General features: G+C 65.5%; 13 protein-coding genes. 5 read left to right on the top strand and 8 right to left on the bottom strand.

Going from position 1 to position 13257, the window contains the following annotated elements; genetic code table 11:
• Positions 1 to 165: 165 nt before the first annotated feature.
• Positions 166 to 1254: an AI-2E family transporter YdiK gene (gene ydiK, locus BN1136_RS15900; protein WP_043762575.1), complete on the bottom strand. Its 1089-nt coding sequence runs from the start codon at positions 1252 to 1254 to the stop codon at positions 166 to 168.
• The gene (locus BN1136_RS15895; protein WP_043808889.1) at positions 1251 to 2639 is read right to left on the bottom strand and encodes a bifunctional NUDIX hydrolase/phosphatase PAP2 family protein; all 1389 of its coding nucleotides are present in this window, start codon (positions 2637 to 2639) and stop codon (positions 1251 to 1253) included. Before BN1136_RS15895 ends, ydiK begins: the two co-directional genes overlap by 4 nt.
• Before the next feature lie 190 nt (positions 2640 to 2829).
• Between BN1136_RS15895 and BN1136_RS15890 the strand changes: the two genes are divergently transcribed.
• Positions 2830 to 3207, top strand: a complete 378-nt coding sequence (locus tag BN1136_RS15890) for a hypothetical protein (RefSeq protein ID WP_043762537.1) — start codon at positions 2830 to 2832, stop codon at positions 3205 to 3207.
• 77 nt (positions 3208 to 3284) lie between these two features.
• On the opposite strand, the gene BN1136_RS15885 is transcribed toward BN1136_RS15890, so the two are convergent.
• Positions 3285 to 4466, bottom strand: a complete 1182-nt coding sequence (locus BN1136_RS15885; RefSeq protein ID WP_043762538.1) for a hypothetical protein — start codon at positions 4464 to 4466, stop codon at positions 3285 to 3287.
• Between the two features lie 224 nt (positions 4467 to 4690).
• On the opposite strand from BN1136_RS15885, the gene BN1136_RS15880 reads away from it, so the two are divergent.
• Positions 4691 to 5014 (top strand): YnjH family protein, encoded by a 324-nt coding sequence (locus BN1136_RS15880; RefSeq protein ID WP_043762540.1) that lies wholly within the window; start codon positions 4691 to 4693, stop codon positions 5012 to 5014.
• A gap of 299 nt (positions 5015 to 5313) precedes the next feature.
• Here BN1136_RS15880 and BN1136_RS15875 read toward each other — a convergent pair whose 3' ends face one another.
• Positions 5314 to 6759, bottom strand: coding sequence for a catalase (locus BN1136_RS15875; RefSeq protein ID WP_043762542.1), 1446 nt, complete (start codon positions 6757 to 6759; stop codon positions 5314 to 5316).
• A gap of 150 nt (positions 6760 to 6909) precedes the next feature.
• Here BN1136_RS15875 and BN1136_RS15870 point away from each other — a divergent pair, with 150 nt between their 5' ends.
• Positions 6910 to 7398 (top strand): GNAT family N-acetyltransferase, encoded by a 489-nt coding sequence (locus tag BN1136_RS15870; protein WP_043762543.1) that lies wholly within the window; start codon positions 6910 to 6912, stop codon positions 7396 to 7398.
• Positions 7395 to 8255, top strand: coding sequence for an AraC family transcriptional regulator (locus tag BN1136_RS15865; protein ID WP_043762546.1), 861 nt, complete (start codon positions 7395 to 7397; stop codon positions 8253 to 8255). The genes BN1136_RS15870 and BN1136_RS15865 overlap by 4 nt, the downstream gene beginning before the upstream one ends.
• A 62-nt stretch (positions 8256 to 8317) precedes the next feature.
• Here BN1136_RS15865 and BN1136_RS15860 read toward each other — a convergent pair whose 3' ends face one another.
• Together BN1136_RS15860 and BN1136_RS15855 are read right to left on the bottom strand one after the other, a co-directional pair.
• Complete coding sequence (locus tag BN1136_RS15860) at positions 8318 to 9226, bottom strand: DMT family transporter (protein ID WP_043762549.1); 909 nt, start codon at positions 9224 to 9226, stop codon at positions 8318 to 8320.
• Positions 9227 to 9345: 119 nt separating this feature from the next.
• Entirely contained in the window at positions 9346 to 9786 is a 441-nt protein-coding gene (locus tag BN1136_RS15855) for a DUF2214 family protein (RefSeq protein WP_043762551.1), read from the bottom strand.
• A 108-nt stretch (positions 9787 to 9894) separates the two neighbouring features.
• Between BN1136_RS15855 and BN1136_RS15850 the strand changes: the two genes are divergently transcribed.
• Positions 9895 to 11502, top strand: coding sequence for a sensor domain-containing diguanylate cyclase (locus BN1136_RS15850; protein WP_043762552.1), 1608 nt, complete (start codon positions 9895 to 9897; stop codon positions 11500 to 11502).
• A gap of 22 nt (positions 11503 to 11524) precedes the next feature.
• On the opposite strand, the gene BN1136_RS15845 is transcribed toward BN1136_RS15850, so the two are convergent.
• A complete protein-coding gene (locus BN1136_RS15845; protein ID WP_043762554.1) occupies positions 11525 to 12184 on the bottom strand; it encodes an HAD family hydrolase in 660 nt (219 codons plus the stop codon).
• Positions 12185 to 12249: 65 nt separating this feature from the next.
• The gene (locus tag BN1136_RS15840) at positions 12250 to 13257 is read right to left on the bottom strand and encodes an ABC transporter ATP-binding protein (protein ID WP_043762556.1); all 1008 of its coding nucleotides are present in this window, start codon (positions 13255 to 13257) and stop codon (positions 12250 to 12252) included.

Below are 13257 nucleotides of genomic sequence, written 5' to 3'. Positions count from 1 at the left end.
GGCAGGGATTGTGGCGGGCGGCCCGGGGAGAGGGCAGGGGAGGCGGGGGGAGGATTCGAACCCTGGTTCGTATTTTGGCGCACTGCTTCGAACTTTGGTTCTGGCGCGGCTGGATGCGGGAAGAGGGCAGGGACGCCGCCCCTCGGCGGCGTCCTGGATGAGGGGTCAGTCCGCCTTGGGCGGGACAGGGGAGGCGATGGTTGGAGAGGTCTCTTCCTCCTTGATCCAGGCATCCAGCAGGGTGTAGCCCACTGCCAGCACCACGGGGCCGATGAAGAGGCCGATGATGCCGAGGGCAAGCAGGCCGCCGATGACACCCACCAGGATGAGGATGAGGGGCAGGTCGGCCCCGCGCTTGATGAGGAAGGGGCGCAGGAAGTTGTCCATGGTGCCCGCCAGCACGGACCAGACCAGCAGGAAGGTGCCCCAGGTGGTGTCCCCGCTCCAGTAGAGGTAGCCGATGCTGGTCAGCAGCACCGGGAAGGGGCCGATCTGGGCGACGATGAGCAGGAACATCAGCACCACCAGGATCATGGTGTAGGGAATGCCGGCAATCAGCAGGCCGAGTCCGGCAACCGAGGATTGCACCAGGGCGGTCACCACCACCCCCATGGCGACGGCGCGAATGGCCTGGGAGGCGAGCACCACGGCATTGTCGCCGCGCTGGCCCGCCAGGCGATGGGCGAAGCGGCGGATGCCATCCGCAGCCTTTTCACCCGAATGGTAGAGCAGGCCGCAGATGGCCACGGTCAGCAGGAAGTGGACGAACAGCAGGCCGAGGTTGCCCGCCTGGGCCGCCAGCCAGCGGGCGGTCTGGCCGAAGTAGGGGGCCAGCTTGGCGAACAGCACCTGGCCGCCGCTCGCCAGGATCTGTTGCCAGAACTCATACAGCTTGGTGCCGACCAGGGGGACCTGCTGCAACCAGAGCAGCTCGGGGGGCGGGGAGTGGCTCAGCTCGGTGCCGAATTCGATCAGCATGGGAGCCTTCTCTGCCACGTTGGCCAGCGTCATGAAGAGCGGGATGACGAACATCAGCAGCAGGATGCCGCTCATCAGCAGTGCCGCCAGGGCGCGCTTGCCCCAGAGCAGGCGCTGGGCCATCTGCATCAGCGGCCAGGTGGCGATGGTGATCATGGTGGCCCACACCAGGGCGGGCAGGAAGGGGCGCAGCACCATGAAACACGAGATGATGAGCAAGCTGAGGAACAGCAAGCCCAGGGTGATCTTGGCCAAATCCACTTTCTTCATATTCATGACGTTCCCTTTGTGGGGGTGGGGCTCCGGGAGGAGCCGGTATGGACGATGGACAGCAGCCACCAGAGTCCGGCACTCAGCCAGAACCCCAGGCAGCCATAGAGTAACCCTCTCCCGGCCAGGATCAGCAGGGAGCTGCTGGTGAGCAGGGGCACCAGCAGCAGGCCTCCCCCGATGAGCAGCCCGCCCCCCAGTGCCAGCAGGGTGGTGCGGATGGCGGGAACCGGGTGCCGTTCGAGTTGTAGCAGATTACCCGATGCAAGCCCCAGGGTGAACATGGCAAGCCCGGCCAGGGCGGTGGACTGGGTCAGCCAGCCCGCCAGGGTGCAGATCAGCAGCAGGCCCCACCAGGAGAGGTGTTGCCCCGCCAGCGTGGTGAGGGGGGCGCGCAGCGCCAGCAGCAGGGTGCCAAGCCCCAGGCCTGCCAGGACGTCCGAGAGGAAGTGCACCCCGAGCCAGACCCGGGCCAGGCCAGCCAGCATGGCCAGCAACAGGGCCAGTGCGGCGCCCTGCCAGGTCTTGAGGGAGGTCAGGGTGGTCAGCAGCAGTCCCCAGAACAGCAGGGTCGAGGCGGTGTGGCCGCTGGGCATGCCAAACCCCTGGGCACTCTGGCGGGCCAGCTCGGGCTGCAGATGGAAGGGCCTCGGCCATCCGAGGCCGTCCTTGAACAGGTGCACCAGCAGGGTGAGCAGCACCATGGCAAACAGCAGTCGGCGCAGCCCCTGCCAGCCCAGCAAGGGGATCAGGAAGGGCAGCAGCGCCAGCTGGAAGGGGGCGGAGCCCAGCAGATTGCCGACCAGGAGCCAGTTAGCGTCTGTCCCCAGCCAGGCTTGCAGGCGCTGGATCAGCGGCAGCTCGGCGCGATGCAGGGCGCTGGCGCCGTTGCTGAAGTTGGCCACCCACTGCACAGGGCTCTCGGGCACTCCGGTCAGCTTCGGTGCCAGCCAGTCGAGCTGCGCCGGGAAACGACGCGCGTCATGGGGCAGCCTGTCCGCCTCCATCAGCCTGGCGTTCTGGATCTCGCCGCCGAGATTCGGTGCCTGGAGCAGGGAGACGAACCCCGTCCCGGCCTGTGCCTGGATGGGGGAGAGGGTCTGGCAGGCGAACACCTGCGCCCGCTGCCAGCGCCCCAGCTCGCCGGTGACGCGCCCCCGCAATCCCGTCTCCTCGAACAGCTCCCGCAGGGCCGCCTGGGCCGGGGTTTCCCCCGCATCTATGTAGCCCCCGCTCAGGCTGTAGCGGGAGGAGAGACTGTCCTGCACCAGCAGTAGCGACTGCTGGTGGCGTACCACGCAGGCGGCCGCCGAAGGGGGGGGCTCGGCGGCGCGCAGGGGGGCACAGAGCGCGCCAAACAGCAGGATCAGGAGCAAGGCGGATCGGATCATGATGGGTCCATGGGAGAGGAGTGGGGACAAGGGTCACAGAAATCAGATATCTGGGCAATGACTTCCCGATGAAGGGCCTCATGCAGGAAGGGGTTGGCGCAATCTGGGGCACAAAGATTGCCGTCTGCCCGGGCAGTCCCTAGTATTGGCGGTTGTTGTTCCTTTCAATCACCACATCTTGAGGCCCTTCATGCGACAGTTCGGTTTCTTCCTGGGGATCGCCATCGGCGTCATCCTGATACTGTTTGGCAGCATCGTCATCTTCCAGGCGCTGCCTGCAGCGCTGGACGTGCTGGAGATGCCGAGCCGCATACCCTTCGTGCGCGAGGTCTACAACTGGCTGATGAGCAGTGCCAACGGCCTCACCGCCCAGCTGGAACAAAACTTCCTGGAGGCATTCCAGACGGTGCTCAAGCTGATCCTGCTGATCACCTTCATGTGGGTCTGCGTCAAGCTGGTCAACATGGGGGTGCTCATCATCCGGGCGGGTGTCGACCTTATCCGTACCGCCATCGAGCACAGCGAGGACAAGGTGGCCAAGCCCACCGAGCAGGACCGCCACTTCTAAGGTTTTTGCCCCTCCCCTGATAGACGACAGGCCACCCCGGGGTGGCCTGTTTGCATGGTGGCGTCGCTCGCCCTCGTTCAGTTGAGCAGCTTCTCCAGCTCGGCTTCGGCATCGGCCCTGGCTTGATCGCTCAGGGTGTCAGCCTCTTCCTCCGCCTTCTTGAGCTGTTGCTGCGTCTTGGTGGCGCCGCTGACTGCCTGCTGGGCGGCGGCGGCCACCGCCTTCCCGGCCTGTTGCTGTGTCGCGGTGGCGCTGCTGATCGCCTGCTGGGCACTGCCGGTGACGGCCTTCTGGGTCTGCTGCTGCGCTGCGGTGGCGGCGCTGCTCACCGCCTGCTGGGTGCTGTCGGTGACGGCCTTCTGGGTCTGCTGCTGCGCCGACGTGGCGGCACTGCTCACTGCCTGTTGGGCGCTGTCAGTGACGGCCTTCTGGGCTTGTTGCTGCGCCGAGGTGGCGGCGCTGCTGACCACCTGCTGGGCGCTGCTGGTCACGGCCTTCTCGGCCTGTTGCTGCGCCGAGGTGGCGACGCTGCTGACCGCCTGCTGGGCGCTGTCGGTGACGGTCTTCTGGGCCTGCTGCTGCGCCGAGGTGGCGACGCTGCTGACCGCCTGCTGGGCGCTGTCGGTGACGGCCTTCTGGGCCTGTTGCTGCGCTGACGTGGCAGCGCCGCCGATCATCTTGCTGGTGGAGTCGGCCAGGGTCTTGCTCGCGCTCTGCTGCAGGCTGCCCATCATGCCGCCCAGCAATGAGGTGCCGGATCCCGTCATGGCTTGCCCGACCCCGCTGAGGGCAGTGGCGGTGGGGTTGGTCTGGGATTGCCAATCCTGCATGGTGCTGGGCCAGACCGGGGTGCTCGCCATCAGGTTCTCACCGAACACCTGGGTCGCCCCGTCCCCTTTTTGCAGCATGACGGCGAGCTGGTTGGTGTCGGCGTTCCACACCATGCCGGCCTGCTTGGCCACGTCGGGAATGGGAGCGTAGCGGGAGACCACGTAGAACAGCGGTCCCTCCTGCTGCAACTCATTGGCGGTCTTGAGCAGCTGCATGGTGGTGTCGTAGTTGGGCCCCAGCATGGCGGTCATTCTGTCCTTGATCATCGGCTGCTCGAACAGGCTGGTTTCGTTCGGATCGAAACCCACCAGCGGCTTGAGCAGGGCCCACATCAGCTGGCTGGTGGGGCTCATCATCAGCAGGGGGGCAACGCAGGCGGACAACATCAGGCTCAGGCAGGCGGCCTTGAGCAACGGCATGATACGCATCGACAACATATCCAAGTAATTATTTGATTAATAAGGTAATGTGTTGTCCCATTCCGACAACATCACCTGAACTGGTTCGCCAGCTCCATGGGTGTAGCCGGCGGGCGCAGGCAGGCTAACATATTGCCCCCGGAATGCCAGATGAGCTGTCATTTTTTGGTCAAGTGGGCGACGACAGTGGTCGCCTCTATGGATAGGGTTCTTCTCATCACGGGTCGCTTGTCATGATTAAATTCGTCTTCTCTCTGCTTGTCCTGGTGGGGGCGACCGGCGCCCTGGCGGATCCGGCCAGGGTACAGGCACAGTCCCGCCACTCGGTGGGGGCGGATCTGGTGCTGCCCCTGGGGTCGCTGCCGGAGCGAGTCTGCTGGTATCAGGATCAGAAATACTCCCTCGGCGCCCGGATCCAGCAGGGGGATCTCTGGCTGGAGTGCGGCCCGCAGAACGCGCTGGAGAGCAATGGCCCCCTGGCCTGGCGCGAACCCGCCGTGCTGCAACCCCCCGGGCAGGAGTCGAGCAACAAGACGACGATCCGCGTCGGCCAGTGAGCCTTTTCTTGATCCAGCTACAGACACGGGCGTGATCTCTATCGCATAATGCGGCTCTTTCTTCTCTTGACTGGGATCTAGGCAATGGCTCGTCGTTCTTCCAATGCACAACGTCGTCGCAGCAGCTGGTGGTACAAACGCCTGTTGGCAAGGGAGCGCGAGGCGCGCGAGGCGCGTTCCGTCAGGGATTGATAACGCATTGAAACACGGAGCCATTGGCTCCGTGTTTGTTTTTCCGTGCAGCACGATGACAACGGGGGCCCATGGCCCCCGTTTGTTCTTTGTCTGCCGGGCAGGCATCAGCGCTGCAAGGCGGCCAGGGCCAGCTCGACTCGCCGGGCGTACTCGGGGTCGGCCTGTTCGAAGTGGCTGAGCTGGGCCGCGACGATGGCGTCGTCCTGCACGTTGATCAGGGAGCGGGCCAGGTTGGCGGCCAGGCGTGCGCGCTGCCCCTCGTCCATCAGGCGGAACAGCGCCCCCGGCTGGCTGTAGTAGTCAGCGTCGTAGTCGCGGAAGTCGTAGTGCAGCGCCGCCCCTTCCAGGCTCAGGGCCGGTTCGTGCTGGCCGCTCGGGGTCTGGGTGCCGAAACGGTTCGGCTGGTAGTTGGGGCTGGCGCCGCCGTTGCCATCGCTGCGCATGGCGCCATCGCGGTGCGCGGTGTGGAAGGGGCAGCGCGGGGCGTTGACCGGCAGCAGGCCGTGGTTGACCCCGAGGCGGTAGCGCTGGGTGTCGCCGTAGGAGAACAGCCGCCCTTGCAGCATGCGATCCGGCGAGAAGCCGATGCCGGGCACCACATTGGCCGGGGTGAAGGCGGCCTGCTCCACGTGGGCGAAGTAGTTGTCCGGGTTCTGGTTGAGCTCCAGCACGCCGACCGGGATCAGCGGGTAGTCGCCGTGGGGCCACACCTTGGTGAGATCGAACGGGTGCACCTTGCTGGTGTGGGCCTCGGCCTCCGGCATCACCTGCACATAGACCTTCCAGCGCGGGAAGTCGCCGCGCTCGATGGCGTTGTAGAGGTCGGCCTGGCTGGTCTCTCTATCCTGGCCGACGGCGGTGGCGGCCTCTTCATCGGTGTAGAAGCTGTGGCCCTGCTCGGTCTTGAAGTGGAACTTGACCCAGAAGCGCTCGTTGGCGTCGTTGATGAAGCTGAAGGTGTGGCTGCCGTAGCCGTTCATCTCGCGCAGGCTCCTGGGGATGCCGCGGTCGCTGAACAGCATGGTGACCTGGTGCAGGGATTCCGGGTGGCGGGACCAGAAGTCCCAGGCGGCGGTGGCGCTGCGCAGGTTGGTGCGCGGATCCCGCTTCTGGGTGTGGATGAAGTCGGGGAATTTCAGCGGATCGCGGATGAAGAAGACAGGGGTGTTGTTGCCCACCAGATCCCAGTTGCCCTGCTCGGTGTAGAACTTGAGGGCGAAGCCGCGCACGTCGCGCTCGGCATCGGCGGCACCCTTCTCGCCGGCTACGGTGGAGAAACGCAGGAACACCGGGGTCTGCTTGCCGATGGCGTTGAACAGGTCGGCCTTGCTGAACTGGCTGATGTCGTGGGTCACGGTGAAGGTGCCGTAGGCGCCGGAGCCCTTGGCGTGCACCACCCGCTCCGGGATGCGCTCGCGATCGAAATGGGCGAGTTTCTCCAGCAACCAGACATCCTGCAGCAGGACGGGGCCGCGCGGGCCGGCGGTGAGGCTGTTGTTGTTGTCGACGACGGGGGCGCCGTTGGCGCTGTGCAGGGTCTTGTCGGTCATGGTGGATCTCCTTGTTGGCGTGCGGTCAGACTAGGGGAGTGGCGCGTCCGGCTCCAATGGAGTGTTCCTAACCCTTTGATTGGTTTCGCTGATGGGTATGGCGACGGGAGCAGATTTTGCGGCAAGATGGGTCATAGCCAAGGAGGTCTCATGTCCATTATTGTTCGCCGCGCCGGTCCCGAGGATGCCCCCGCCCTGCGCGATCTTTACGCCATGCCCCAAGCCCAGGCCGGCACCCTGCAACTCCCCTTCGCCTCGCTGCATCACTGGCAGCAGCGGCTCGAACCGCGAGACGGCGTCACCGTGCTGGTGGCCGAGTCCGATGGCCTGGTGGTGGGTAATCTGACCCTGTGGCAAGAGCCCAACCCGCGCCGGCGCCACGTGGCGGGCCTCGGCATGGCGGTGCGCGACGACTGGGCCGGGCGTGGCGTGGGCAGTGCCCTGATGGCGGCCGCCATCGATCTGGCGGATAACTGGCTCGGGTTGACCCGCCTCGAGCTCACCGTCTGGAGTGACAACGAGGCGGCTCAGGCCCTCTATCGCAAGGCTGGGTTCGTGCAGGAGGGGATCGCTCGGGAATACGGCATGCGCCACGGCCAGCTGATGGACACCCTCTACATGGCCAGGCTGCGCCCATGATCGATTATCGTCGCCGCCTGCTGCCGGTGGTGCGGGCGCTGGAGCAGGATCCGGACCTCTCCATCGAGGCGCTGGCCGCGCGAGCCTGTCTCTCCCTCTACCACTTCCACCGGGTCTTCACCGCCGTCACCGGCGAGGCCCCTGGCGAGATGTGCCGCCGCCTGCGCATGCAGCGAGCCGCCTGGCAGCTGCGCTATACCGACGCCAGCATCACCGCCATCGCCCTGGGGGCGGGGCTCGGCAGCTCCCAGGCCTTCGCCAAGGCGTTTCGTCGCCACTATGGCTGCACCCCGGGGGCGTTTCGCCGCCAGGAGAGCAAGAATGGACACCTGGAGCGCAAGGAGGGACACGCGCGCTTCGAGCCGGACCCCTATGCTGAAGGCCACTCATCAGCAAGGAGCAACATCATGAAGACGGTTGAAATGGACGCGCGTACCCTGGCCTACATCCGGGTGACGGGACCTTACGGGGAGGGGTATGACGCGGTCTGTGGCCGGCTGCACCAGTGGGCGGCCACCCGCGGCCTGGCGGACGGGGAGTGGATCTTCATCTACCACGACAACCCCGAGGTGACGCCACCGGCCCAGTGCCGCACCGATATCGGCATCACGGTGCCGGCAGGCACTCAGGGAACGGGGGAGGTGGAGACCCAGGGCATTCCCGCCGGGCGCTACGCCCAGTCCCGCTACCTCATCACGGATCGCAGCCAGTACGGGCCGCGCTGGCAGGAGCACATCGGCGACATCGTCTCTGCCGGGCTGGCCTTTGGCGACGGCCCCTGCTTCGAGCTCTACCACAGCGTGAGCAACGATCCGCTACGGGACGACGTGAGCTTCTGCTCCAGCGTGCAAGGCTGAGTGGCGACGCATACCGGGGTTCGTAAAGACGAAAGAGGAGCCATATCGGCTCCTCTTTGCATTCACTGGCTGGGCACCTTGTCCCGGCGGGACTTCCACCACCAGCGCAGCCGGATCTGGGAGATGAGCATGCCCGCCAGCATCAGGGCGCAGCCGACGATGGCCCGCTCGTCCAGGTGTTCCCCCAGCAGCAGGACACCGCCGATGGCGGCGAACACCGTTTCCAGGCTGAGGATGATGGCGGCATGGGCCGGATGGGCGCCCCGCTGACCGACCACCTGCAGGGTGTAGCCGATACCGACCGAGACCAGGCCCGCGTAGAGCAGCGCCTGCCAGCCGGCGACGGCACCGGAGAGGGTCGGGGTCTCGATGGCGAACGCCGTGATCAGGCTGAGCAGGCCGCACACCACGAATTGTACCCCGGCGAGGCGAATGGGGGCGACCCGGTTGGAGTAGTGATCCAGCACCAGCAGATGCACGGCCCAGAACAGGGCGCCCACCACCTGCAGCAGATCGCCGTAGCCGATGGTGAACTCCTCGGTGACGCTGAGGTAGTAGAGCCCGGCCATGGCGATGAGGGCGCCGATCCAGGTGTTGGCTCCCGTCTTGTGGCGCAGGGCCAGGCCGATGACAGGCACCAGAATGATGTAAAGGCCGGTGATGAAGCCCGCCTTGGCGGCCGTAGTGTAGAGCAGCCCCACCTGTTGCAGGGAGGCGGCGGAGAAGAGCACTCCCCCGGCCAGCAGGCCCCCGATCAGCAGCTGGCGTCTATCCCCGGACGGTTGCCCGGCTGGCTGCCTGGGCTGGCGTGACTTGAGCCACCACAGCAGGGGCAGCAGGGAGAAGGCGCCGAGCAGAAAGCGCAGGCCGTTGAAGGTGAAGGGCCCCATGTGATCCATCCCCAGACGCTGGGCGACGAAGCCCAGCCCCCAGATGGCGGCGGCCATCAGTAACATCATGTTTGAACGCATACGAAATCATCCCTGAGAAACGGTCGCGGGCACTCTGGCCCCGTCAGTACGATACCCGTGTGCGGGGGCGTTTGTCGCCAGCGATTTGCATCGGCACGGGCATGACCAGGGCGGCTGGTTCAGCGGCCGGCCAGTTTGGCGAGCAGAGGCAGCAGGGCGAGCATCAGCAGGTTGCCCCTCAGGATCCAGATCACCCAGAGCTGCTGCTGGGTAGAGACGATGGGGGCCCGTCCCTGGCGCAGGGAGCGGCGCCAGCGATGGAACAGCCGGCTGGGGTAGCCGAAGCTGATGGCCATGGTGAAGAAGAGCAGCAGCTTGGTGCGGTAGCCGGGATTGGCGAACAGGGTGGAGGGAGGCTGCGGGTGGGCGAGCACCAGCAGCACGCCGGTGATGAAGATGAGCAGCAAGGCCAGCGCGGCCAGGCTGTCCGCCAGCAGCAGCTTGCGCACCTGCTCGATGGACATGCCGCGCCGAAACAGGAAGTATTGCGAAGTGATGGCACCGGTCAGGGTGATCACGGCGCAGTAATGGAGCGCGGTCAGCAGGTCCGGGTTCAACATCCAAGCCAGTTCCTTCTCGTTGGCCACATGGCACGCTTCCCTTTGGACGCCATCAGGCGGGGCTGATATTCTGACACTACACGACGTCAGGGTATAGGGGAGTCAGGGTTGGCGAAACAGGCAGTTTCCAGAAAGACCTGGTCCCTGGTCGCCCGTATGCGTCTGGGCCTGTTGGTGCTCTTCATCCCCGTGCTGATGCTGGGCGCCATCTATTACCTGCACATGGAGCGCAGCCTGCAAAAGGAGCTGCAACAGCGCCTGCTCGCCACCAACCACCAGTTGCGCCACGTCTTCATCGAGCCCTATCTGCACGAGATGGAGCGTCAGTTCACCCTCATCTACGACCAGATGAAGGTGGAGGACATCAGTGGTCCCCACCTGAAGAACACCGAGACCTATCTGAAGGAGTGGCGGCTCTACAAGGGCGTCATGGCCGACCTGGTCTACATCTATGTCGGCACCGCCGAGCGCCAGATGCTGATCTACCCCGAGTGGCAGGCGGATGCCAACTTCGATCCCAGAGTGCGCCCCTGGTATCAGCTGGCTAGCCAGCACGTGGGCAAGATGGTCTGGACCGAGCCCTATTACGACTACACCAACGGCAATCTGGTGATCGCCCTGGCGCGCGCCCTGACCGACAAGGAGGGCAAGGTGCGCGGGGTCCTCGCGGTCGATGCCATCCTGGCCCCCTTCTCGGCCCAGCTGAACCGCCAGGGGAGCAGCGGCTACCAGATGATCATCAATCAGTCTGGCAAGGTGCTGGCCCATCCCGACCCGTCCCGCCTGCTCAAATCCATGACCCACCCGGACTGGCTCTCCCGCTTCAGCAAAGAGGATGGGCTCTTCCTGGATCAGAGCTCGCAGCAGTTTGTGGCCTACAGTCGGCTGCCGGAGCGCAACTGGGTGCTGATCAGCGTGTTGCCTGCCTCCAGCATCCAGGCGGTGGTGAAGAGTGCCTTGCTCAACGTGCTGGGGGTCATCGTGCTGGCCAGCGTGCTCTATGTGGTGCTGGCGCTGTTCTGGTCCCGCTATTTCAGGCGCATGCTGGACGAGATCTCCACCATGATCCGCGCCAGCAGGACAAGGCCCGAGGAGGCTCCCCACGGGGGGATGCGCGAGCTAAGACATGTCTATGCCGAGCTGGCCGAGGTGAGCAAGGATTACCATGAGGCGCGCCAGCAGGCGAATCTGGACAAGCTGACCGGCCTCTACAACCGCCGTTTCTTCGACGAGCGCCTGAACCGGCTGCTGCTGGAGCAGCACGTCTTTTGCCTGGCCATGATCGATCTCGATGACTTCAAGGGGGTCAACGACACCTATGGCCACCAGACCGGGGATGTGGTGCTCAAGCGGGTAGCGAGTTTTGGTACCCGGCTGCTGGGGGACCATGGCTGGGTCTGCCGCTACGGCGGCGAGGAGCTGGTAGTGCTGTTGGCCAACCCGGACGTGCACTTCTGCCAGATGCTGCTGGAGCAGTTTCGCAAGGGGGTGGCGGCACTGGACTGGCGCGAACCCGGGCTCGGGATCACCCTCAGCGGTGGCCTGGTGGCGAGTGCCCCCGGTCTCGATGCCAAGGCGCTGCTCGCCAGCGTCGATGCCGAGGTCTACCGCGCCAAGCGGGATGGCAAGAACCGCATCTATGTCGGGGCAAGCATTCCGGCAGGCCAGGAGGATTCGCCCCCGGATGACAGGGGGTTGCGCAAGGAAGAGGCCTGAGGGCCTCTTCTGCATTCCGGGCTCAGGCTTCTGTCGCCCAGTGGAGCAGGGGCCAGCCAAGCTCCGAGGCACACTGGCGCAGCGCGGGGGCCGGGTTGACCGCATGGGGGTGAGACACCGCCCGCAGCAGGGGCAGATCGTTGTGGGAGTCGCTGTAGCCGAAGCTCTCCTGCCAGGGGTTGGCCAGGTCCGTAAACAGCTGGTTGATGCGGGCCACCTTGCCCTCCCGGAAGCTCAGGGTGCCTCGGGTCTGGCCGGTCAGCCGTCCCTCTTCCTCGTCCAGCTGGATGGCCACGCAGTGATCCATTCCCAGCATCCGGGCCATGGGGGACACCAGATGTTCCCCCGAGGCGGAGATGAGCACCAGGGTGTGGCCCTGCTCCCTGTGCCATTCGATGCGCGCCAGCCCCTCGGGGTAGAGTCGATCGCGCAGCACCTGCTCGGCGAAGTGGTGGCACTGCTGATCCAGCCATTGGCGCTCCTTGCCCGCCAGGGGCTGCAGGGTGAAGGCCATGTACTGGTGCATGTCCATCTTGCCCTGATGGTAGAGGGACATCATGGCCTGCTCCTCGGCCACCATGTCCACCGGGGCCAGCCCCTGGGCCACCATGTACTCCAGCCAGAGGCTGGCGGAATCTCCCGCTATCAGGGTCTCGTCCAGATCAAACAGTGCCAGCGTCATGGGGGCTCCTTGCGGTGATGGCCTGCCTCGGCATGCCGGTCGAAAAAAGAATGGGATTCATGGCGTTATGCTACCTCACAGAGTTGATCCCGGGCCACCGCCAGGGTCACGGCACTGCCCACCGGCAGCAGATCCCGGGCCGAGCGGTTGAGGCAGTCCACCGTGAGCATCCCTGCTTCGCAGGTCACCTGGTAGCGGATAACGTTGCCGAGCAACTGCTGGTGGGCGATGACGCCGGGCAGGCAGGGATCCTCGCACCGGGTGCCGGCCGGCAGCAGGGCGATGGACTCGGGCCGCAGGGCCAGCTTGTGGCGATAGCGGGGGCCGAACAGGGACTTGCCCTGCTCGGCGCTCAGCAGGTTGTAGTGGCCTATAAAGCTCGCCACGAAGGCATCGGCGGGGCGGGTGTAGATCTCCTCCGGCGTGCCGCTCTGGACGATGGATCCCTTGTTCATCAGGAAGATCCGGTCCGACAGGGTGAGCGCCTCCTCCTGGTCATGGGTCACGAAGATGGTGGTGAGCTCGAGGCGCTGCTGGATCTCGCGGATCTGCTGGCGCAGGCTGCGGCGGATGCGAGCATCCAGCGCCGAGAGCGGCTCGTCCAGCAGCAGGATCCGCGGCTGCACCACCAGAGCCCGGGCCAGGGCCACCCGCTGGCGCTGGCCACCGGAAAGCTCGGCCGGATAGCGGCGCTCGAAGCCGGTCAGCTCCACCAGCGCCAGCGCCTCCTGCACGCTGGCCGCCAGATCCCGCCCCGGCTGGGGTTTCATCTTGAGGCCGAAGGCGACGTTGTCCCGCACCGTCATGTTGGGAAACAGCGCATAACTCTGGAACACCATGCCGATGCCCCGCTTCTGGGGTGCCTGCCAGGTGATCTCCTCACCGGCCACCCGTACCTGACCGCCATCCACCGGGGTGAGCCCGGCCAGCGCCCGCAGCAGGGTAGACTTGCCGCAGCCGGAGGGGCCGAGCAGGGTCACCAGCTCCCCCTTGCGGATGCCGAATTCGATCCCCTCGAACACCTTGGTGTCACCGTAGGATTTGTGCAGTTGATTCACTTCTAGATGGAACAT

Source organism: Aeromonas taiwanensis (assembly GCF_000820165.1).
Lineage (GTDB): Bacteria > Pseudomonadota > Gammaproteobacteria > Enterobacterales > Aeromonadaceae > Aeromonas > Aeromonas taiwanensis.
The sequence above is the reverse complement of the archived record's forward strand: the minus strand, read 5'-3'. Positions and strand labels throughout refer to the sequence as shown.

Coding starts and splice junctions, on each gene's coding strand:
- ydiK (WP_043762575.1), bottom strand. CDS start 1,254: ATGAATATGAAGAAAGTGGATTTGGCCAAGATCACCCTGGGCTTGCTG.
- BN1136_RS15895 (WP_043808889.1), bottom strand. CDS start 2,639: ATGATCCGATCCGCCTTGCTCCTGATCCTGCTGTTTGGCGCGCTCTGT.
- BN1136_RS15890 (WP_043762537.1), top strand. CDS start 2,830: ATGCGACAGTTCGGTTTCTTCCTGGGGATCGCCATCGGCGTCATCCTG.
- BN1136_RS15885 (WP_043762538.1), bottom strand. CDS start 4,466: ATGCGTATCATGCCGTTGCTCAAGGCCGCCTGCCTGAGCCTGATGTTG.
- BN1136_RS15880 (WP_043762540.1), top strand. CDS start 4,691: ATGATTAAATTCGTCTTCTCTCTGCTTGTCCTGGTGGGGGCGACCGGC.
- BN1136_RS15875 (WP_043762542.1), bottom strand. CDS start 6,759: ATGACCGACAAGACCCTGCACAGCGCCAACGGCGCCCCCGTCGTCGAC.
- BN1136_RS15870 (WP_043762543.1), top strand. CDS start 6,910: ATGTCCATTATTGTTCGCCGCGCCGGTCCCGAGGATGCCCCCGCCCTG.
- BN1136_RS15865 (WP_043762546.1), top strand. CDS start 7,395: ATGATCGATTATCGTCGCCGCCTGCTGCCGGTGGTGCGGGCGCTGGAG.
- BN1136_RS15860 (WP_043762549.1), bottom strand. CDS start 9,226: ATGCGTTCAAACATGATGTTACTGATGGCCGCCGCCATCTGGGGGCTG.
- BN1136_RS15855 (WP_043762551.1), bottom strand. CDS start 9,786: ATGTTGAACCCGGACCTGCTGACCGCGCTCCATTACTGCGCCGTGATC.
- BN1136_RS15845 (WP_043762554.1), bottom strand. CDS start 12,184: ATGACGCTGGCACTGTTTGATCTGGACGAGACCCTGATAGCGGGAGAT.
- BN1136_RS15840 (WP_043762556.1), bottom strand. CDS start 13,257: ATGTTCCATCTAGAAGTGAATCAACTGCACAAATCCTACGGTGACACC.